The organism is Pseudomonas sp. (assembly GCF_035554175.1).
In the GTDB taxonomy this organism is placed as follows: Bacteria; Pseudomonadota; Gammaproteobacteria; order Pseudomonadales; family Pseudomonadaceae; genus Aquipseudomonas.
In genome coordinates, this window is the sequence record NZ_DATMIV010000055.1 from 59,833 (window position 1) to 80,864 (window position 21,032).

15 protein-coding genes, 4 tRNA genes and 1 pseudogene are annotated in these 21,032 nt (G+C 59.6%); 9 read left to right on the forward strand and 11 right to left on the reverse strand.

Going from position 1 to position 21,032, the window contains the following annotated elements; translation table 11 throughout:
* Nucleotides 1–660 (reverse strand): transglutaminase-like domain-containing protein, encoded by a 660-nt coding sequence (locus tag VNV36_RS24655; RefSeq protein WP_325721497.1) that lies wholly within the window; start codon nt 658–660, stop codon nt 1–3.
* Nucleotides 661–907: 247 nt separating this feature from the next.
* Between VNV36_RS24655 and VNV36_RS24660 the strand changes: the two genes are divergently transcribed.
* Both VNV36_RS24660 and VNV36_RS24665 read left to right on the forward strand, forming a co-directional pair.
* Entirely contained in the window at nt 908–3,355 is a 2,448-nt protein-coding gene (locus VNV36_RS24660; protein WP_325721498.1) for an acyl-CoA dehydrogenase, read from the forward strand.
* A 74-nt stretch (nt 3,356–3,429) separates the two neighbouring features.
* Entirely contained in the window at nt 3,430–3,837 is a 408-nt protein-coding gene (locus VNV36_RS24665; RefSeq protein ID WP_325721500.1) for a PA2817 family protein, read from the forward strand.
* Nucleotides 3,838–4,452: 615 nt separating this feature from the next.
* Here the strand turns inward: VNV36_RS24665 and VNV36_RS24670 are convergent.
* Complete coding sequence (locus VNV36_RS24670; protein WP_325721501.1) at nt 4,453–5,451, reverse strand: LysR family transcriptional regulator; 999 nt, start codon at nt 5,449–5,451, stop codon at nt 4,453–4,455.
* 89 nt (nt 5,452–5,540) lie between these two features.
* Here VNV36_RS24670 and VNV36_RS24675 point away from each other — a divergent pair, with 89 nt between their 5' ends.
* The 5 genes from VNV36_RS24675 (at nt 5,541) to VNV36_RS24695 (ending at nt 10,920) form a co-directional block, all read left to right on the forward strand.
* Nucleotides 5,541–6,167 (forward strand): alanyl-tRNA editing protein, encoded by a 627-nt coding sequence (locus VNV36_RS24675; RefSeq protein WP_325721607.1) that lies wholly within the window; start codon nt 5,541–5,543, stop codon nt 6,165–6,167.
* 90 nt (nt 6,168–6,257) lie between these two features.
* Entirely contained in the window at nt 6,258–7,028 is a 771-nt protein-coding gene (locus VNV36_RS24680; RefSeq protein WP_325721502.1) for a 2OG-Fe(II) oxygenase, read from the forward strand.
* Between the two features lies 1 nt (nt 7,029).
* Nucleotides 7,030–7,668: a LysE family translocator gene (locus tag VNV36_RS24685; RefSeq protein ID WP_325721504.1), complete on the forward strand. Its 639-nt coding sequence runs from the start codon at nt 7,030–7,032 to the stop codon at nt 7,666–7,668.
* 186 nt (nt 7,669–7,854) lie between these two features.
* Nucleotides 7,855–9,594, forward strand: coding sequence for a dipeptidase (locus VNV36_RS24690; RefSeq protein ID WP_325721506.1), 1,740 nt, complete (start codon nt 7,855–7,857; stop codon nt 9,592–9,594).
* A 225-nt stretch (nt 9,595–9,819) separates the two neighbouring features.
* Nucleotides 9,820–10,920 carry a transketolase-like TK C-terminal-containing protein gene (locus VNV36_RS24695; protein ID WP_325721508.1) on the forward strand — a complete coding sequence of 367 codons (1,101 nt, stop codon included), beginning with the start codon at nt 9,820–9,822 and terminating at the stop codon, nt 10,918–10,920.
* Between the two features lie 9 nt (nt 10,921–10,929).
* Here VNV36_RS24695 and VNV36_RS24700 read toward each other — a convergent pair whose 3' ends face one another.
* The gene (locus VNV36_RS24700) at nt 10,930–11,382 is read right to left on the reverse strand and encodes a MarR family winged helix-turn-helix transcriptional regulator (protein ID WP_325721510.1); all 453 of its coding nucleotides are present in this window, start codon (nt 11,380–11,382) and stop codon (nt 10,930–10,932) included.
* 172 nt (nt 11,383–11,554) lie between these two features.
* Between VNV36_RS24700 and aceE the strand changes: the two genes are divergently transcribed.
* Nucleotides 11,555–14,224 carry a pyruvate dehydrogenase (acetyl-transferring), homodimeric type gene (aceE, locus tag VNV36_RS24705; protein WP_325721512.1) on the forward strand — a complete coding sequence of 890 codons (2,670 nt, stop codon included), beginning with the start codon at nt 11,555–11,557 and terminating at the stop codon, nt 14,222–14,224.
* 138 nt (nt 14,225–14,362) lie between these two features.
* Here the strand turns inward: aceE and VNV36_RS24710 are convergent.
* From VNV36_RS24710 to VNV36_RS24725, 4 genes are all read right to left on the reverse strand, one after another.
* Nucleotides 14,363–14,438 (reverse strand) — tRNA-Gly (locus VNV36_RS24710).
* A gap of 3 nt (nt 14,439–14,441) precedes the next feature.
* Nucleotides 14,442–14,517: transfer RNA gene (locus VNV36_RS24715), tRNA-Glu, on the reverse strand.
* 104 nt (nt 14,518–14,621) lie between these two features.
* Nucleotides 14,622–14,697, reverse strand: a tRNA-Gly gene (locus VNV36_RS24720).
* A 2-nt stretch (nt 14,698–14,699) separates the two neighbouring features.
* A tRNA-Glu gene (locus VNV36_RS24725) sits at nt 14,700–14,775 on the reverse strand.
* 384 nt (nt 14,776–15,159) lie between these two features.
* Between VNV36_RS24725 and VNV36_RS24730 the strand changes: the two genes are divergently transcribed.
* Complete coding sequence (locus tag VNV36_RS24730; protein WP_325721514.1) at nt 15,160–15,918, forward strand: hypothetical protein; 759 nt, start codon at nt 15,160–15,162, stop codon at nt 15,916–15,918.
* Between the two features lie 614 nt (nt 15,919–16,532).
* Here the strand turns inward: VNV36_RS24730 and VNV36_RS25875 are convergent.
* The 4 genes and pseudogenes from VNV36_RS25875 to VNV36_RS24745 form a co-directional block, all read right to left on the reverse strand.
* Entirely contained in the window at nt 16,533–17,414 is an 882-nt protein-coding gene (locus VNV36_RS25875) for a methyl-accepting chemotaxis protein (RefSeq protein ID WP_414705542.1), read from the reverse strand.
* Nucleotides 17,394–18,497, reverse strand: a pseudogene (locus tag VNV36_RS25880) (HAMP domain-containing protein); the annotation flags it as partial. The gene VNV36_RS25875 and the pseudogene VNV36_RS25880, both read right to left, overlap by 21 nt.
* 108 nt (nt 18,498–18,605) lie before the next feature.
* Nucleotides 18,606–20,006 carry an aminotransferase-like domain-containing protein gene (locus tag VNV36_RS24740; protein WP_325721518.1) on the reverse strand — a complete coding sequence of 467 codons (1,401 nt, stop codon included), beginning with the start codon at nt 20,004–20,006 and terminating at the stop codon, nt 18,606–18,608.
* Nucleotides 20,007–20,196: 190 nt separating this feature from the next.
* Nucleotides 20,197–20,958 (reverse strand): SDR family oxidoreductase, encoded by a 762-nt coding sequence (locus tag VNV36_RS24745; RefSeq protein ID WP_325721520.1) that lies wholly within the window; start codon nt 20,956–20,958, stop codon nt 20,197–20,199.
* Between the last annotated feature and the right edge of the window lie 74 nt (nt 20,959–21,032).

Genomic DNA, 21,032 nt, shown 5'->3' on the forward strand with positions numbered 1-21,032 from the left:
TCAGGTGCGACTCAAATCGGTCTGCATATCGCCCAGCAGGACCGGCAACTGCTCATTGAACAGATGCGGATAGCAGTGTTGCAGGTGCTCGAAGAAGAAGGTTTCCGGCACATCGGTGAACTGGCCATGATCGACCAGATACTCCATCAACTGCGCACCGTCGCGGTTGAACGGGTGGAACACGCTGTCATTGACGCCATCGAACTCCAGCGCTGCAACATTGAACAACTCGCACAGTTGCCGGTTGAACGCCGGCGTCGCCTTGACCCAGCGGCCATCGAGAAACAGCTCGGTGTAGCCATGCATGGCAAACACGTCGCTTTTGAGCAACTCGAGCAGACGCGGGGTCGACAGGTGATTGCGCACATCGGCCAGCCCGATACGCGCCGGGATGCCGCAATGTCGCGCACAACCGGCGAGCAGCGTGGCCTTGGGCACGCAGTAACTTTGCCCCGCTGCCAGCGCGTAACTGCCGCGCAAGGTTTGCGGATCGCGGCTGAAGGTGTACGGGTTGTAGCGCACTGCCTCGCGCACGGCGTAATAAAGGCTGATCGCCTGCGTGCGCGGATCACGACTGGCGCCACGATGCGCTTCGGCGAACTCCACCACCGCCGGGTGGTCACTATCGATGAAGCGGCCGGGGCTCAGATACTCGTGCATGACGGCGATCTCCTGGATGAGCCTGGAGTCTAGCGACAGCCTGAGCACAGAGATAACGACGTTTCGGGCAAACCTGAAAGCAAAGTTGCGCAGCAACGAACGATTTCCCACACGTGTTGCCCACCGAACCTACGAAAACCATCCGGGGTTTCCCACGATTTCAATCACCATGCTCTGACCACCCGGTTTTACAGATGCCGTCTAAGCTCTGGAGGGTCGATTTGCCTTGGTTCACGGAGGACTGAATATGCTGTTGTTGTGGATACTGGTTTTGATCGTCGGGGTGGCGTACCTCGCCCATCGACGCATCGCCCCCCTGCCCGCGTTGGGCATCGTTGCCGCCTACCTGGTGGCGATGGGGATTTTCAGTCACGCGCCGGGCTGGCTGCTGTTCATATTCTGGGTCTTGCTGGCGGTGGTCGCCGCGCCGTTGTTGCTGCCCGACCTGCGCCGCAAGCACTTCACCGCGCCGCTGTTCAACTGGTTCCAGAAAACCCTGCCGCCGATGTCGCAGACCGAACGCGACGCGATCGATGCCGGCACCGTGTGGTGGGACGGCGAGCTGTTCAGCGGCCGTCCGGACTGGGACAAACTGCTGTCCTACCCCAAGGTGCAACTGAGCGAAGAAGAACAGGCCTTCATCGACGGCCCGACCGAAGAACTCTGCGCAATGGTCAGTGACTGGCAGATCGGCCAGTCGATGGACCTGCCGGCCGAGGCCTGGACGCACATCAAGGAACATGGCTTTTTCGCCCTGATCATTCCCAAGGAATACGGCGGCAAAGGTTTCTCCGCCTACGCCCACTCTCAAGTAGCCATGAAGCTGGCCACCCGCAGCGGCGACCTCGCCTCTACCGTGATGGTCCCGAACTCCCTCGGCCCGGCCGAACTGCTGCTGCATTACGGTACCGACGAACAACGCAATCACTACCTGCCGCGCCTTGCCCGTGGCGACGATATCCCGTGCTTCGCCCTCACCGGGCCGCTCGCCGGTTCCGATGCCGGCGCGATGCCCGACACGGGGATTATCTGCAAAGGTCAATGGCAAGGTGAGGAAGTCATCGGTCTGCGTCTGAACTGGGAAAAGCGCTACATCACCCTCGGTCCGGTGGCCACCCTGCTCGGCCTCGCATTCAAGGCCTACGACCCGGAGCACCTGCTCGGTGAAGAGGAAGACCTCGGCATCAGTCTGGCGCTCATTCCCACCGATACTGCGGGCGTCGAGATCGGCCGACGCCACCTGCCGCTGGGCGCCGCGTTCATGAACGGCCCGAACTCCGGCAAGGACGTGTTCATTCCGCTGGACTACCTTATCGGTGGCCAGGAAATGCTCGGCAAAGGCTGGATGATGCTGATGAACTGCCTGTCGGTCGGGCGTTCGATCTCGCTGCCGGCAGTCGGTACCGGCGCGGCCAAGTTCACCAGTCTGGTCACTGGTCAATACGCGCAGATTCGCGAACAGTTCAACGTACCGCTGTCCGCTTTCGAAGGCATTCAGGAAGCCATGGCCCGCATCGGCGGCAACGCGTGGATGATGGACGCCGCGCGCATGCTCACCGCCAACGCGGTGGATCTCGGCGAAAAACCTTCAGTGCTGTCGGCGATCCTCAAATATCACCTCACCGAACGCGGCCGCGAATGCATCAGCCACGCCATGGACGTGCACGGCGGCAAAGCCATCATCATGGGGCCGAACAACTACCTCGGCCGCAGCTGGAACGGCGCGCCGATCTTCATCACCGTCGAAGGCGCGAACATCCTGTCGCGCAACCTGATGATCTTCGGTCAGGGCGCGATCCGCTGCCATCCGTTCGTGCTCAAGGAAATGGCGCTGGCCGGTCGTGAAGACAAAGACCAGGCGCTCAAGGAATTCGATGGTCTGCTGCTCAAGCACATCGGCTTCGCCGTCAGCAATGCTGCCAGCACCCTGGTGCTGAATCTCGGGCTTGGCCACTTCGAACACGCACCGGGCGACAGCATCAGTCAGGGCTACTTCCGTGCGCTCAACCGTCAGGCTGCCGCATTCGCCATGCTCGCCGACTTCAGCATGATGCTGCTGGGCGGTGAGCTGAAGCGCCGCGAGCGACTGTCGGCACGCCTTGGCGATGTGTTGAGCAACCTGTATCTGGCCTCCGCCGCGCTCAAGCGTTATCACGATCTGGACTCGCCCACGTACATGGAGCCGCTGTTCCGCTGGGCCATGGAAGAAAGCCTCGGCCAGTCGGAACGGGCGCTGGATGAACTGCTGAGCAACTTCCCGAACAGGGTCTTCGGTTGCCTGCTGCGAGTCATCGTGTTCCCGTTCGGTCGCCGCCACAAAGGCCCATCGGACAAACTCGGTGCCGAAGTCGCCGCGGTCATCGGTCGCGCCAAGGGTGATCCGGCGCTGGAAGAACTGCTCGCCGGCTGCTATCGCCCGCAATCGGCCGATGATGCAGTGGGCGCACTGCAATACGCCAGCGACCTGCTGAACGCTGCGCAACCGCTGCACAAGAAACTGCACACCGCGCTGAAAAGCGGTCAGGTCAAACCGGCAGCGGGCGAACACACCATCGACGCGGCGCTGGAAGCCGGCGTATTGCAACCCGTCGAAGCGCAAAGCCTGCGCGACGCTGAAGCGGCCCGCCGCAAGGTGATCGATGTCGACGATTTCGCCAAGGAAGAGCTGACACAGGCTGAGGGCAAAGTCCGCTGATCCTGGTTTTTTGTGAAAAAACGGCGCGGGGGCTTTATACTCCCGCGCCCGTTTTGCTCTTGAGGACTTATCTCGTGTCCAACGTCGTTGCCGATCATCTCGTTTTACTCGACCACCTGCGCAGTATCCTGGTCGCCGTAGGTGACGCCGAACAGGTGCCCGAAGAAAGCCATGCCCTGTTCCTCGAGCGCTTCGACGAACTGCTGGCATCCTTGCCGATCGCCCCTATCGAAAGCCAATACCTGGGCCAGGACATCCTCACCCAAGTCATCAGCCGCTACCCGCAAATCGCCCACCTGATCCCGCGCGATCTGCTGTGGTTCTTCGCCGGCGACTGCCTGCATTACCTCTCCGACGAAGAAATCGACCTGTACCAGGCCCTCGAAGAACGCCGCTACGAAGCCGAACAGAACGACGAACCGTTCGACTGGAACCAGGAAAAACAACTGCTGGCCATGTCCGCACAGGACAGCAAGCACTGATTTTTCACAGATAATGAAGAGGCCCGCATGGTGATCCATGCGGGCTTTTTTCAAGATCAAAAGCCCCCTCTCCCGGAGGGATAGGGGCACCAACTCAAGCCTGACGCACACGTTCTACAGCTCGTTGGATGGCGTGCATTCGGTAGTAGATGGCCGGCAATAAAGACGCCTTCGCGAGCAGGCTCGCTCCCACAGAAAGCAGAATCAAGATCAAAAGATCGTCCGAACGCGGCCCGAGCCTTCGGCAGCTCCTACACGATGAGCGTTAGCTCGAGTAAAGCTCTTGATCTTGATCCACCGGCGACGTCGGAAGGCTGAGCGGAGGGATTGATCCGGGCGTGGGAGCGCAGCGACCGTTCGACGAAGTCGAACACAGCGCAAGGAGGTGCAGCGAAGCAAACCGGAAACGCTGCGCCAGGATCAATCCCGTAGCGAAGGAACCCGAGCCTGCGAGGGCCGAACGCAGGAGCAAGCCTTTTGGTTACTTTTTGGCGTCTGAAAAAGTGACTCGCCGTAAGGGCGAAACCGCCAGAGGCAACAACCGAAGCAACGGATATTCACCCAAACCACCAGAGCATGGTCGGCCCGAAGGCCGCCAAGCCCCCCAAAAAAACCTCAAAGCAACCCCTCACTCTCCGGCAGCTCATAAGCCACAGCCACATTGCTCCCGCCCACCGATTTCCCGGGCCTGCCCAACGTCGGCTCCTTCTGCAAACACTCCACCAGATAATCAATAAACACCCGCAATTTCGGCGGCAGATAACGCGTCGGCGAATGCAGCAACCACAACCCACCGTGATAAGAGGCGAGAAACGTCCAGTCCGGCAACACCTGCACAATCAGCTTCTGCTCCAACGCATAACGCGCCGTGAAATACGGCAGACTGCCAATCCCGATATGCTGCAACACCGCCCCCAGCCGCACGCCGGTGTGATTGGCGGCATACCGCCCGCGCACGCCAACCGTCACCACCTTGCTGCCCTTCTTGAATTTCCAGCGCGCATCGCTCGGCGTTTCGCCCAGATAAATACAACTGTGATTGAGCAAATCGTGAGGATGCGTCGGCGTGCCATGTTCGGTGAGGTATTGCGGCGTGGCGCAAAGCAAATGGTCGATGTTCAGCAACTGCCGCCCGACCAGCCCGGCTGGTGGACGATCAGTGATGCGAATCGCCAGGTCGACATGATCATCGATCAAATCGACCTGACGATCCTCCAGCAACAACTCGACATCGACCTTGGGATAGCGGCGCAGAAACTCCGGCATGTGCGGATGAATCACAAAACGCCCCACCGCTTTCGGCACGCTGACCCGCACCAGACCTTCCGCTTCGTGGGTGAATTGTCCGCTGATTTCCATCACCGATCTGGCCGCACTGACCATTTCCCGGCAACGCTTGAACACCTCTTCGCCGCCATCGCTCAAGCGCAATTTGCGCGTGGTGCGCTGCAGCAAGCGCGTGGCCAAAGCCTTCTCCAGACGGGAAATGCTGCGACTGACCGCTGAGGGCGACGAGCCCATTTGCCGTGCTGCTTCAGAGAAACTGCCAGTCTCGACAACCTTGACGAAAATCGCCATTTCACCAAGCAGCGGCAGCGGTAGATTGATGCTCACAACGCACAAGTCCTTTGATGTTGGAATGGATTATCACGTTATTGCACGATTCATATAATAAAAACAGAACTTCGATCAGGGCACGGAATATGACGCTTCGCCTGTTTTTTCACAGTGATGACCTCAAGGCGAATGTCGAAGTCCTCGACTGCACACCCCACGAAAACGAATTCGCCGTGGTGCTGCGCGCTACCCTGTTTCATCCGCAAGGCGGTGGTCAGCCTTGCGATACTGGCTGGATCGGTGACAGCCGGGTGTCGCGGGTGGTACAGGAAGCGGAGCGCATCGTTCATTTCGTTGACCGTCCGGTACCGCTCGGCATGACGGTTATCCGCATCGATGACGAACGCCGCCGCTTCAACACACGCATGCATTCGGCCGGGCACCTCATCGGGCATTTCCTTCAGGCCATGGGCTGGGTGCCGATCAAGGCACACCATTGGCCAGACGAAGGCCGGGTGCAATTCAAGCCGGGCGATGCTGCGGAAGAAGTCGATGCACCAACCGTTCAAACTGGCATCGAGCAGTGGATCGAACACGATCTGCCGCGCCTGACATCGCTGCGCGAAGGCGCACGGGAAATCAGTTTTGGTGAACTGCCGGCCTATGGCTGCGGTGGCACCCATGTACGCAGCCTGAAGGATCTGGGCACAGTCACGATCGCCTCCCTTTCGCAGAAGAAGGGCACGCTGTCCGTCCACTACAGCGTGGATTGAGCATTTCGGACGCAGCCGTCGCGCGGCGTCCGACGCCGGGGAACCGCATTCGCCGGTTCCGTTGACTATCGATAGACGGACCTAAAACAAATGATGCTAGACGTCGAGCGTCTCGATGAGACGTGCATAAAAAAACTGGCCAACGAAGAAGTCCTCGCCATCCGCGTCAAACGCTTTTTACCTGAGCCGCTGGCCATCGAAATTGGCGACAAGATCCTTGCCCCGGGCTTTGAGGGCTACATCAACGCGCCGAGCATCGGCCGTATCGGCATGGCTTTTTACGAGGCGGAAAACCAGCCGTTGCTGATCGAGGATTACTTCGAACGCGCCACCCGTAACATCGCCGAATTGCGCCAGCGCTGCGCGCCCTACTCCTCACCGATCGACACCCTGCGCTGCATGCTCGACGAATCCTGGCCCGCCGGTGCGCACTTGGAAAACCTCTACGGACGCAAGATGTATGTCGGCTTGTCGCGCGTGGTCAAACCCGGCGTGTGCTTTCTCGCCCACCACGACATTTTCGCCAAGGACGCCCCGGACAGTTTTCAGGCGCGCAGCCTGGAAGCGCAGTTCGCCTGCAATGTCTACCTCAACATGCCCACCGAAGGCGGCGCCTTGCAGATGTGGAACGACGCGATTACCCCGGACCAGTTCGACGAAATGCGCGGCGACAGTTACGGCATCGAGCCGTCCCTGCTTGGGCCGCCCGCGCTTGAGGTGCGGCCGCAGCCCGGCGATTTCATCATGTTCAACTCGCGCCGCATGCACTCGGTGACACCTGGCGTGGCGGACCCGCGTTTGAGCCTGTCCTTCTTTGTCGGCTATCGCGGCAACGCTTCCCCCCTGACTTTCTGGAGCTGACATGTTTTCCAATTACCTGGGCGAATTTCTCGCGTTGGCCACCATTCACTTTCTCGCCGTGGTCGCACCCGGCCCGGACTTCGCCGTGACCATCCGGCAAAGCGTTCGCTTCGGCCGCCTGGTCGGAATCTGTACGGCGCTGGGCATCGGCGCGGGGATCTCCGTGCATGTGCTGTATACCTTGCTCGGCGTCGGCGCCTTGATGCACACCACGCCATGGTTGCTCACCGTCGCCAAGGTTGTCGGCGGCGCATACATCCTTTATCTGGGCGTGAGCCTGATCCGCAGCAAACCGAAAACCAGCGTCGAGGGCGAAAAAAGCGCTGATGAGCCGCTGGTTGAACAGTCACTGTTCAAGGCATTCAGCACCGGTTTCCTGACCAACGCCACCAACCCCAAGGCCACCCTGTTTTTCCTGGCGATCTTCACCACAATCATCAGCGCCAGCACACCGCTGCAGGTGCAGGCGTTCTACGGATTGTGGATGTGCTTCGTCAACGCGCTGTGGTTCGTGGTCGTTGCGCTGTTTTTCTCCAGCAACAAAGTGCGCCTGCTGTTCATGCGCCTCGGGCATTGGTTCGAGCGCAGCATGGGGGTGATCCTGATTCTTTTCGCCGGGCGCTTGATGCTGTCGATGTGACCTACACAAAAAAGTCCCGGCATAACCTGCCGGGACTTTTTCATTTGTGCGCCTCTTTTGCATTTCTGTGCGACAGATCAAATTTCAGGCTCCCTCTACACGCCCTCGGGGTGTTAGGTTGCAAAATGTTTCTGTCGCAAGCGTCAGAATTTTCCTTCCATCCCTTAGCAAAGGAATGCCTGTTCCATGGTCTTTTCCCTGAAAAAACTGGCCGCCGCCACTCTCGTCATGGCCAGCCTCGCCACGTTTGCCAGCGCCGCACAAGCCAACATTACTGCCGAGCAAAGCGCAGCGATCCTGAAATCCTTCGACGGCCAGAGCTTGACGGATTTCCGCAGCTTCCTTGGCAGCCTGGCGAAAAGCGACCTGGCCAAGACGGATAACCTCAACCCATCCATCAGCGCTTTCCTCGACAACAAGACCCTGAACGCCGAACAGCAGAATGAAATCCACCGCCTGCTGGGGATCTACACCCGGGTGAAGTACGGCAAGGCCGCGCTGGAAACCCTGCGTCAACTCGTCGAGATTCCGACCTTCCGCAAGGACGGCGTGGCGCAGCATGACAACCCGGAATTCATCAAGATCGCCGGCGAGATTCAAAAGCTCGCTGAGTCTTTCAACCTGAAATTCCGCAACGTCGATAACCGCATCTACGAAATTTCTCTGGACGGCAAAGGCGACGAAGTCGTCGGTATTCACGCGCACGCCGATGTGGTGCCGGTGACCCCGGAAAACTGGGTTTTGAAGGACGGCACCAAGCTCGATCCGTTCAAGGTCACGCTGATAGGCGATCGCATGTACGGTCGCGGCACCGAAGACGACAAGAACGCCATCGTCGTTGCGCTGTACGCAATGAAGGTCATCAAGGACGAGAAGTTGCCACTGGTGCGTAACTTCAAGTTGCTGGTCGACACCACCGAAGAAACCAGCGGTGACGCGATTCCTTATTACTTCGAGCGCAACCCGACGCCTGCCTACAACATGGCGCTGGACGGCGGTTATCCGGTAGTGATTGCCGAGAAGGGCTACGGCACCGTGATGGCCAATTTCGCCAAGCGCAAAGCCGAGGGCAACGGCGCGGAAATCGTTTCGATGACCGGCGGCAAGGCAACCAACCAGATTCCATCCGCTTCTGTGGTTACCCTGGTAACCGACAATCCTGCGGAGCTGGCAGCCAGTCTGGAAAAAGCCGGCGCCGTCTATGCCAAAGCCAATGGTGGCGACTTCCAGATCGCTGCCAAGGTCGAAGGCAAAGACGTCAAGCTGACCGTCACCGGGGTGTCCGCGCATTCCTCCGAACCTGAATCCGGGATCAATCCGGTGGCGCGGATGTTGAGCTTCATCAACAGCCTGGACGGCAAAGTCGCGCTCAAGCACAACCAGTTCACTGACGCCGCGCGTTATGCCGATGACAACTGGGGCCTCGACTATCTGGGTAAAAAACTCGGTGTGGGCTTCGCGGACTCGTTCATGGGGCCACTGACCACCTCCCTGACTTATGTAGCCGAGGATGATAAAGCCTTCAAATTGGCGGTGAACCTGCGTGTACCGAAGGGCAAGTCCCCGGAAAAGCTCAAGGCTGAAATCGCCGAGAAACTGGATGCCTGGAGCAAGAAGACTCACGTCGCCGTGGCGTTCGATTATTCAGTGGCCGAACCGATGTATCGCAATCCCGAGGGCGAGTGGGTCAAGGCGCTGCTCGCGGTGGCCAGCGAAAACCTCGGCATGAAGTCGGAATTCGGTACTTCCGCTGGCGCGACTTCGGTTCACGAATTGCCGAATGGTGTGCAGTTCGGCCTGGCGCGACCTGAGGCCAAATACACTGGCCACACCGATGGGGAATTCAAAACCGTCGACCAGTTCCTGCTGGATCTGCAAATCGTCACGGAAATGATGGGGCGTGTCGGGCAGTTGCCGAAGCTCTGATGCACTGTATTTACCCGGTCGCTTGTGATCGGGTTAAACATACGGAAGGACCCGGCATCGGGTCCTTTTTTTTTGCCCCCACAAAACGCGCGCGTCGAGGCTGTCAGCCCCCTAAGCAAGTCGGGCTTGGATCGCCTGCAGCCGACACTCAACTTCATTGCACTTGCAATCACATTGAAGCCTTGAGTAAGGTGCAGCCACGACGGAACGTACGGAGATTGTGGAATGATCGGCTTTTGCAGCTTCACTAAAACGCCCGAAACCAGCTTGGCCGCTCAGGCCTGCATCGATAAGATCCGCACAGTTTCACCGCAGCAGACTGCGGGTTCTTCCTCGCCGCTGCTCACCATGATCGAAATCGCCAATCGCCTCGAGAGGGATCCGGGAACAGCCAGGCATATCTGGGTCATCCGCTCCAGCAAGCAGAGCCAAGCCGCAAATGCCCACACCCGGATCAGCGCCTGGCCCCTGCGTTTGAGCGCCATAGCTCGCTCAAGCGAAAAACCGCTGCTGTACCTGACCACTTCGGCGACATCGGCCGAGTTATGTGCGCTTTCCGATGAATCGGCCCATCGGGGCATTCTGTGCAATGACATCGAAACCTTGCCCTCACGCTGGCCCAAGGGGGCTCATCCCTGGGTGCCACTCTGGCTGGTCGCTAACGCACACTGCCTGCCCTTCGACCCCGCCAGCGGCGCCGAAGCGCAGGCCATTACCCTGGCGGCTTTGCAAAGTTTGTATGTGGAAGGCAATGACGGTTTTTATTACATGGCGCTTCACGATGAGCCCAGTGATTTCATCGCTCCAACCAACCGACTCAACGCCAGCGAGGCCTTCAAGGGCATGTACAGGCTCAGCAGCATCGATACCGATTCAGCGCTCCCTAAAGTGCGCTTGCTCGGGGCGGGGCTGGCGTTGCAATCGGTGGCGACGGCGGCGCAACTGCTACGCGAGGACTGGGGCGTGGCCAGCGAACTGTGGAGCTGCCCCAGCTATACCCGCCTTGCCCGCGACGCGGACAATGCGCACCGCTGGAATCGCCTGCATCCGGAAATGCCGCGCAGGTCAGCGCATTTGTTCGATTGCCTGGACAACGAGGAGTGGCCGGTGGTGGCCGTGACCGGGTATGCCCGGCATGTCGCCGAGCAGATCGGTGCACATGTGAAGTCACGGTTCGTGGCTCTCGGTGCCGACTCGATCGGGTCCGCCTTGGGCCGGGTGGATCAGCGCTGGATCGTGGTGCTGGCCCTTCAGGTTCTGGCTGAGGAAAGCGTCATCAGCCAAGCGTTCATCAAACAGGCCATGGATCGGTACCTGCTCCAATGAAAAGCTCCCTCACTTCGCCCGCCCACTGCTGCGCGCCGCGCTGGCCGCGCGCTCGAGGGCATCGCTGAAAAGGCGTTGCTGGGCGTCGTCAAATTGCGACAAGAACAGTTCGTCCACTGCGCCTTCGTAGATGGCCCACATTTTCTTGCGTAGCGCCTTGCCTTGCTCGGTGATGCTGGCATACGCGCCGCGACCGTCATCGCTGGCGCGGCTGCGGGTGACCAGACCTTCGGCCTCCAGGCGGTCCACCAGGCGCGTCAGGTTGTAGCGCTCGATGGCCATCACATCCGCCAGTTCGTTCATTCGCCGGGTGCCTTCGGGGCCGCTTTCCAACCCCCATAACGCGTCGTACCAGGCGTAGGCCGGCAGCCCGGCGGCCGCCAGCCGACGCTCGATCTCGCGGATCAGGCAGCGGTGTGCCCTGACGAATCTGAACCAGGTATCCGGCTCGTTTGAAGACATGCATCACCTTTTTCATGAAGTCGATTTAGTTGCAATTGTAGCGCACGACAGGCTAAGTTCTTTCACGTAGTTGCAAATGCAACTACAAACTCGAAGGCTGGCGCTGACCCACGCCCCTTGGTCAGGCACCAAACGACTCGGTGCTGCTGCAAATGTTCAGGAGACGACAACGATGGCACAACAACCCGCTTTTCTCGACGAGGATCCACAAGAGACTCGCGAATGGCTCGAATCGATTGAGTCAGTGGCGAGTGTCGAAGGACGCCCTCGCGCCCACTATCTTATCGATCAGATGCTTGATTTCGACGCCAACCGTCACGGTGATTTCTACGGGCGCGTGACGACGCCCTACGTCAATACGATCCCGGTCAACCGTCAGCAGCCCTACCCCGGCGACCTGGCCGTGGAGCGCCGGATCAATGCCTATATCCGCTGGAACGCGCTGGCCATGGTGCTGCGTGCCGGCAAACATTCGAACGTGGGCGGACACATCGCGTCCTATGCGTCGGCGGCGGTTTTGTATGACGTCGGCTTCGAGCACTTTTTCCGTGGCCGCACCGCGCAGTTCGCCGGCGACATGGTGTACATCCAGGGCCACTCCTCACCTGGCATCTATGCACGGGCCTATCTGGAAGGACGCCTGAGTGAAGAGCAACTGGACAACTTCCGCCGCGAAACCGATCGTGACGGTCTTTCATCCTATCCCCACCCACGGCTGATGCCGGAGTTCTGGCAATTCCCGACGGTGTCCATGGGGCTGGGGCCAATTACCGCGGCGTATCAGGCACGGTTCATGCGTTACCTGGAAGACCGCGGGCTGAAGGAACATCAGGGGCGAAAAGTATGGGCATTCCTCGGCGACGGTGAAATGGACCAGCCGGAATCCCTGGCGGCGATTTCTCTCGCGGGCCGGGAAAAGCTCGACAACCTCATCTTTGTCGTCAACTGCAATCTGCAGCGCCTGGACGGACCGGTGCGCGGTAACAGCAAGGTGATTCAGGAGTTTGAAAGCCTGTACCGGGCGGCTGGCTGGAATGTACTCAAGGTCATCTGGGGCAGCGGCTGGGATGCCCTGTTGGAGAAGGACAGAACCGGCCTGCTGCGCCAACGGATGATGGAGTGTGTCGACGGCGACTATCAGAATTACAAGTCGCAGAACGGCGCCTATGTGCGGGAGCATTTCTTCGGCAAATACCCTGAGCTGTTGGAGCTGGTCAGTAACTTGAGCGACGCCGACATCTGGAAACTGTCCCGTGGTGGCCACGATCCGGAGAAAGTCCACAACGCCTACGCCGCTGCCATGCGCCACACCGGCGGACCGACGGTGATCCTGGCCAAGACGGTGAAGGGTTTCGGCATGGGCGAAGCCGGCGAAGGTCAGAATATCAACCACCAGCTCAAGAAGATGGGCGAGGACGCGGTCAAGGCGTTCCGTGATCGGTTCGGACTGGAACTCAGCGATGATCAGCTCGGCGACATGCCTTACCTCAAACCGGCTGCGGACAGCGTCGAGACCCTGTACCTGCAAGCCAGGCGCACCCGGTTGGGCGGTTACATCCCGGCCCGTTTCAATGCCGTGGCGCCATTGCAGGTTCCGCCTTTGTCGGCGCTGGATACACAGCTCAAAGGGACTGGCGAGCGGGCGATCTCGACGACCATGGCGTTCGTGCGCATCCTCGGCACGCTGCTCAAGGACCCGAATATTGGCAAACTGATCGTGCCGATCGTCCCCGACGAATCACGCACCTTCGGTATGGAAAGCCTGTTCCGACAAATTGGCATCCACTCCCATGTCGGCCAGCTCTATACGCCTCAGGATGCCGGCCAACTGAGTTATTACAAGGAGGCCAGAGATGGCCAGATCATGCAGGAAGGCCTGAACGAATCCGGCGGAATTTCTTCCTGGATCGCCGCGAGTACTTCCTACAGCACCCACGCCGTAATGACGGTGCCATTCTACATTTTCTACTCGATGTTCGGTTTCCAGCGCGTTGGCGACCTCGCTTGGGCGGCAGGTGACGCCCGTGCCCGGGGTTTCCTGCTCGGCGCCACGTCCGGCCGGACCACGCTGATGGGCGAAGGCCTGCAGCACGACGACGGCCATAGCCATGTCTTGTCTTCCACCATCCCCTGCTGCGTTTCCTACGATCCCACTTACGCCTATGAATTGGCGGTGATCATCCAGGACGGGATGCGGCGGATGTATGTCGAAAACGAGGATATCTTTTACTACATCACGCTGCTCAACGAGAATTACGTCCATCCGCCGATGCCCGAGGGTGTCGAGCAAGACATCCTCAAAGGCATGTACCGGCTCAGCGCCAGTGCCCAGCCCGGCGAAGGCAAGCATGTGCAACTGATGGGTTGCGGTTCGATCCTGCAGGAAGTCGTTGCCGCTGCCCAATTGTTGGAGCGCGATTTTGGCGTCAGCAGTGACGTATGGAGCGTCACCAGCCTGACCGAGCTGCGTCGGGAGGGCCAGGATGCCGAACGCTGGAATCTGCTTCATCCACAACAGACGCCTCGCATCAGCCATGTTGAAAGCTGCCTGCAGGATGCACAGGGTCCGGTGGTGATCGCGACCGACTATATGAAAATATTCGCCGATCAGATCCGCCCGTTCGTGCCCAAACGCCGCTTCGTCGCATTGGGCACTGACGGTTTTGGCCAATCGGACACCCGGGAATCGTTGCGTCGGTTCTTCGAAGTGGATCGCCATTTCATTGCATTGGCGGCCCTGAAAGCGCTGGCCGATGACGGATCGCTGGCACGGGAAAAAGTGACCGAAGCGATTGTTCTTTATGGGATTGACCCCGAGAAGCAGAATCCTGCAGCTGTATGATTATGGGATTCCATTGAAACTGAAAGGCGCCTGAAAAGGCATCCTGCCGGGCTCCAGGGCAGGATCCTTTTTTGTTGCCGCCATAAAATGCGCACAAACAAAAACGCCGATCATCACTGATCGGCGTTTTTGTGAAATTGGAGCGGGAAACGAGACTCGAACTCGCGACCCCGACCTTGGCAAGGTCGTGCTCTACCAACTGAGCTATTCCCGCAAATGGCGTCCCCTAGGGGACTCGAACCCCTGTTACCGCCGTGAAAGGGCGGTGTCCTAGGCCACTAGACGAAGGGGACACGCTACCCGGAACACATGGTGTGTGTTTCGGTGTCCAGATCCGCATCCGAAGATCAGGTTCTGGTTTCACTCAGCACCGCCCGAAAGCACTGCTGTTTAAAATTGGAGCGGGAAACGAGACTCGAACTCGCGACCCCGACCTTGGCAAGGTCGTGCTCTACCAACTGAGCTATTCCCGCATTGGCGTCCCCTAGGGGACTCGAACCCCTGTTACCGCCGTGAAAGGGCGGTGTCCTAGGCCACTAGACGAAGGGGACACACTACAACATTCACTCCCTGCCGCGTTTCGCTGTGTGCTTTACGCTGCAAGTGGCGCGCATTCTATGGATGGATTGAGGGGTCGTCAACCCCCTGATATAAATTTATTTAAATCAATGACTTCGACATGGTTTACGGGCCGCGTAGGGCTTTTCCGTCGTTCGAAACCTGACGCCTATATTCCGCCACTCGCCAAGACGTTATAGTCCACCGCACAGTGATGGCAATCTGCACATCCGGCGCCAGCATTCATCTATACCGCTGGCGGCCGATACAGATTGCACCAGCCGATCCAACCCGTCGAGCGGCGCTAGGCGCCTAAATGCCCAGCCACTACACTCGCATGCGAACCCTATAAAGAGGTCTTACCGGTGACACCACTCATGATCACCCTGCTAGTCGTAGCCGGGATCGCAATTCTGATCGCCATTGGCTACATGAACCATGTGGTGGAAAACAACAAACTGGAGAAGGCCCGCACCAAAGTCGAACTCAACGACCGCCTGCGTCGCTGCGGTGAACTGACCGAGACCTTTCCCGGCCAGTTCATGACGCCGGCGCTCAAGCTGCTGCTGACTCGCCTGGAGCTCAACGTCTGCCAGCGCCTGCTGAACCTGGACAAAACCAGCGCGACCACCAAGGCGCGCATCACCGAACTCAGCGCATTGGTGGCCCAGGGCGAATCGATCCCGGTAAACAACCCGCCGGCGCCGATCCTGACCGAAGCCAAAGCCAAAGACGTGCGCTTCCTCCTCGAAGCCCTCCACGGCCAGATCACCCGCGCCGCCCACGACGGCTTCCTGCCACCGAACGAAGCCAAACAATGGATTCGCGAAGTGCGCCACATCCTGGTGCTGCTGCACATCGAGTTCTTCAACAACCTCGGCCAGCAGTCCCTGCAACAAAACCAACCCGGCCAGGCCCGCCTCGCCTTCGAACGCGGCGTGCAATACCTGCGTAAACAGCAGGATCCGCAAATCTACGCGGAGCAGCTGCAATACCTGGAAAAACTCCTCGCCCGCGCGAACGCCCAGGTCATGGACAAGATCGCCCCGGTTGAAGGTGAAGAGAACCAATTGACTGCAGGCTTGAAGGATGTCGAAGCGGATGCGGACTGGAAGAAGAAAGTGATTTACGACTGAAGCGGGAATGCCGGGGAAGAAGCCACCGTAATCGGTGGCTTTTTTGTGGGGGCCTTAAAGAGGGTGTGACTTGAAAATCGCCTTCGCGAGGAGGCTCGCTCCCACAAAAAAGCAAAGTCAAAAGATCGCAGCCTCCCGCAGCTCCTACAGTTGGATCGCGTAATACTCGAGAACAGGTCGGCTGTCAGGCCGCCTTCGCGAGCAAGCTCGCTCCCACAGAAAGCAAAATCAAAAGCCAAAGATCGCAGCCTTCGGCAGCTCCTACACACGATGAGCGCAAGCTCGAGTAGCTTTTGATCTTGGAGCCCGTCGGCAGGCTGAGCGGAGGGATCGATCCGGGCGTGGGAGCGCAGCGACCGTTTGGCGCAGCCAAACACAGCGAGTGCAGGTGCAGCGAAGCAAACCGGAGCCGCTGCGCGAGGATCGATCCCGCAGCGAAGGAACCCCGAGCCCCAGCGAGCGGGCCGAACGTCAGGGTAAAGCCTTTTTGGGTACTTTTTCGGCGTCTGGAAAAAGTGCCTCGCCGTAAAGGCGAAACCGCCAGCCGCAACCCCCCGAAGCAACGGATATTCACGCCCCCCCAAGAGCCTGGTCGGCCCAGAGGCCGCCAAGGCTCAAAGCCGAAAATGCCCAACCATCGAGCGCAACTCTCCCCCCAACTGCGCCAGCTCAACACTCGAAGCAGCATTGCCGCGCATCGCCACGGAGGAGTGATCCGCACTCGCGCGAATCTGCGTGACGCTGCGATTGATCTCCTCCGCCACCGAACTCTGCTCCTCGGCCGCCGCGGCAATCTGCTGATTCATCTGCTGAATCAACGACACCGCCGCCGCAATACTCCCCAACGCACTCTCGGTCTGCAACGCGTCGCTGACCGCCAGCTTCACCAGTTCGCCACTGCTGCGAATCTGCTGCACCGACGACTGCGCCGCCGCACGCAAGGCACTGACCAGTCGCTCGATCTCATCAGTCGACTGCTGCGTACGCCGCGCCAGTGCGCGCACTTCATCGGCCACCACCGCGAATCCCCTGCCCTGCTCCCCCGCCCTTGCAGCCTCGATGGCCGCGTTCAACGCCAGCAGATTGGTCTGCTCGGCCACGCTTTTGATCACCTCCAACACCGTGCCTATATTCTGAATCTCGGCGCTGAGGCTCTCGATGCTGGAACTGGCCGACGTTGCCGAATCCGCCAACTGCTCGATCCGCGCCATACTCTGGCGTACTACCTGCTGACCGCTTTCGACCTTGTCATCCGCGGTCTGCGCTGCCAGCGCCGCCTCTTCGGCATTGCGCGCGACGTCATGCACGGTGGCGGTCATCTGATTCATCGCCGTGGCCACCTGCTCGGTTTCTTCTTTCTGGGTGTTGACCTCGAGATTGGTCTGCTCCGTCACCGCCGACAGCGACTGCGCGGAACCGGCCAGTCGCTCGATCCCTGCCTGCAAACCACTGACAATGCTGCCCAATCCGGCGGCCATTTGCTGCATCGCCAACATCAACTGGCCCATTTCATCGCGACGCGTCACGTCGACCTTCGCCGTCAGATCGCCCGCAGCGATCTGCTGCGCCACGCGAATCACACTGCGCAAGGGCGCGACGATCAACCGCGTGATCAGCCATGCGGCGAGCAATCCGACCAACAGGGCCAGCGCTGAAGAACCAATAATCAGCATCGAGTTTTTCTTGAGTTCGGCCTGCATCGACGCGTCTTCAGCGACATACGCCTGATTGACCCGATCCACCACTTGCGCGGCACGCTGATGCAATTGCCCGTAGACATTTTTCTCCTGCGCCAGCAAGCCGGTGTACTCGGCGAGTTTGTCGTTGAACCCAGCGATATGCCCCGACACCTCATTTAGCACGGTCAGATAGCCCTCGTCCTTGACCGTGGTTTTCAGCGCCTCGGCCTGCTCCTGCGCCTGAGCGGCCTGTTCAATCTGGCCCTGGCCGGCGTCGGAAGCCCCCTTGCGGCTTTGATCCAGACGCACGCGTGCTTCATTCATCGCCTGTAGCATCAGCCGCGAGACCTGACTGATCTGATTCGCCTGCTCGATGAACTGAGCGCCGTCTTTACCCTCGGTGTCTTTCAGGGTGTAGGCGCCATCGTCGGCCAGCCCCGACTGCAACACATCGAGGTTATTGGCCACGCTGGACACTGACCAACTGGCCATTTCCAGTGCGAGGTCTTTGGCCTGGCTGATCGAGACAAATTCATCGAACGCTTGGCGATACGCGCCCAATGCCTGCTCGACATCGCTCATCACCGGCACATTGGCCGGCGATTGTGCCTTGAGCTCGCCGGCAAGAACCACCAGCCCATCAACGCCTTCGCGCAACGCGTCGGCGGTTTTCGGATCGCCGCGCAACGCGTATTCCTGCTCGAGCAGGCGCACCTTGAGCAGGCCGCTATTGAGCGCGGACATCTGCTTCAGGCCGTCGAAACGCAGGCTGATGGTTTGCAGGGACCAGACGCCAATCGCCGCAACCAATGCAGTCAGCAGCAAAACCAGAACAAACCCGATCCCCAGTTTTTTCGCCATACCGAGGTCGGCAAAACGTCCTTGCACGGCGGAAATCATTGCGCGTCGTCCCCTGCCAAAGTCTGTTGACGAAGATTCGCAACGGGCTTGAACCAGCACAAGTCTCAAGCGTCGGAATAATGGCAAAAAGCTACGCCCGCGTCGTTTTCAGAATGCTTGAGGTCGATCCGCGCGAGTATTGCGAAAAAACTGGCGGGCACGCGGATCGCAGGCGCAGGCGACGTTGATGCGATGCCAGTCACCCGCTTCGCCGCTGGGGCTGAAGGCATCCGCCGCCGATAACACGATCCCGCAACGCTGCGCCTGTCTGCGTATCCACGCTTGATCGCTGACGCGTGCCCGCGCCCAGATGAACAAGCCGCCAACCGGTTTGCCGAACACTTCCCACTCAGCGTCTTCCAGAGCCTGCAATGCCGCCGCGCGATCGGCACTCAAGCGCTGGCGCTGACGCTGCACCAGTTTGCGATATGCGCCGGTCGCCATCAGCCTCGCCAGCACTGCCTCGGCCAGCCTTGAACAGCCCAGGCCGCTGATCATTTTCACCTCGGCCAGGCGCGTCAGCAGTTCACTGTCGGCCGAAACAAAGCCGACCCGCAACGAACTGCTCAGCGTTTTGGAGAAGCTGCCCACATAAACGACCCGCCCTTCATGGTCCAGCGCCGCCAGCCGCGTGCCGTTGCCGGTGTGCAAATCGGCATAGACATCATCTTCGATCACCCGCAGGTCGAAGGCCTTGCTCAACTGCACGATGCGCTGGGCCACAGCGGGGGTGAGGCAACTGCCGGTGGGATTGTGGTGATGACTGCCGATGAACAGGGCGACGGGACGAAACTGACGCAGCACCGACTCGAGCATTTCGATGTCCGGCCCGCTCGGCGTCCGACGCACTTCAAGCATGCGCACGCCATGCATTCGCAACAGGTCAAACAACGGTGCATAACCGGGCGTTTCCACGACCACGCAGTCGCCGGCCCTGAACAAGGTGCGCACGATCAGATCCAGCGCATGACTGGCTCCGCACGTACTCATCAATCGGCTGCTGCAAGCCTCTATATTCAGCAGTTTGAGCCGCTTGGCGATTTGCTCGCGCAATGCTGGCAGGCCCAGCGGCGAGCTGTAATTGAACAGGCTGTCCATATCGGTGCGCGCCACCTCGCGCAATGCGTAGCTGAGATCGTCGGGCTCGCGCCAGCTCGGCGGCAAACTGCCTTGCCCCAGCTTCAAGCGACTGGTGGTGGCGCTGACTTCATCGCACCAGGCATGGCGCCCCTCGAAGGCTGCCAGTTCAGGGTCTGCACCGCGCACCGCTGGCGATGCCGCAACGACAAAACCGGCGCCCTGACGCGTGGTCAGGACACCCTGCGAAACCAGGCGCTCGCAGGCTTCGACAACGCACGACTGGCTGAGCAGATTACCCCGGGCGATTTGCCGTACGGACGGCAACCGGGTGGCCGGCGGGACGCCACTTTGCAGAATCCAGTCCGTCAGTCCGTCCACAATCTGCTGCACGACCGGCACCATTGCCTGTCGGTCAATTCTCAGTTCCATGAGCTCGCAAACTCCTGTCAGTTTTGCTGGCAGCAGTAAATCACAGCCGCGCCGCGGAGGCTGTGCGACAACGCCGTCAAATACAGCGGTTCTAACTATTTGATACACATTGTTTAACGGTATTCACGGCGTCGAGCGCAAGGCACAGAAAAAACCCGCGCGAGGCGGGTTCTTTTTGTTGCCACAACACTCAGAACGCCGTCACGCCTCCGTCCACCGCCAGCGAGTGCCCGGTGGTGAACGCTGCGCCATCGCTGCACAGATAGAGAACTGCGCTGGCAATTTCCTCAACCTTGCCGATGCGCCCGACCGGGTGCATAGCGTTAGCGAACTCGCCTTTCTTCGGATCAGCCTCGTAGGCGCGGCGAAACATGTCTGTGTCGATCACCGCCGGGCATACCGCGTTGACGCGGATTTTCTTCTTTGCATATTCAATCGCCGCCGATTTGGTCAAGCCGATCACTGCGTGTTTCGACGCCGCGTAAATACTCATCTTCGGTGCTGCGCCGAGCCCGGCCACCGACGCCGTATTGACGATCGCGCCACCGCCCTGTGCCAACAGCAAGGGCAACTGATACTTCATGCACAGCCAGACACCTTTGACGTTGACGCCCATGATCGCGTCGAACTCGTCCATCGAACCGTCGGCCAGTTTGCCTTTCTCGATTTCGATTCCGGCGTTGTTGAAGGCATAGTCGAGACGCCCGTAGGTATTGATCACCTCGTCCATCAGATTCTTCACATCGTTTTCCAGCGTCACGTTGCAGCGCACGAAGGTCGCTTCGCCACCGGCTGTACGAATCAGCGCCACCGTACCTTCGCCGCCGGCCGCGTCCAGATCAGCCACCACTACCTTCAAGCCTTCAGCGGCGAACGCCAACGCGGTCGCCCGGCCGATGCCGTGGGCGGCTCCTGTCACGACAGCCACCTGACCGGAAAACGTCATGCTCATGGGTATGTCCTCGAACGCAAAAAAGCTGGGATATTGGGGTTGCAGCATAGCCATCGGCAGCGCGAACGCGTCAG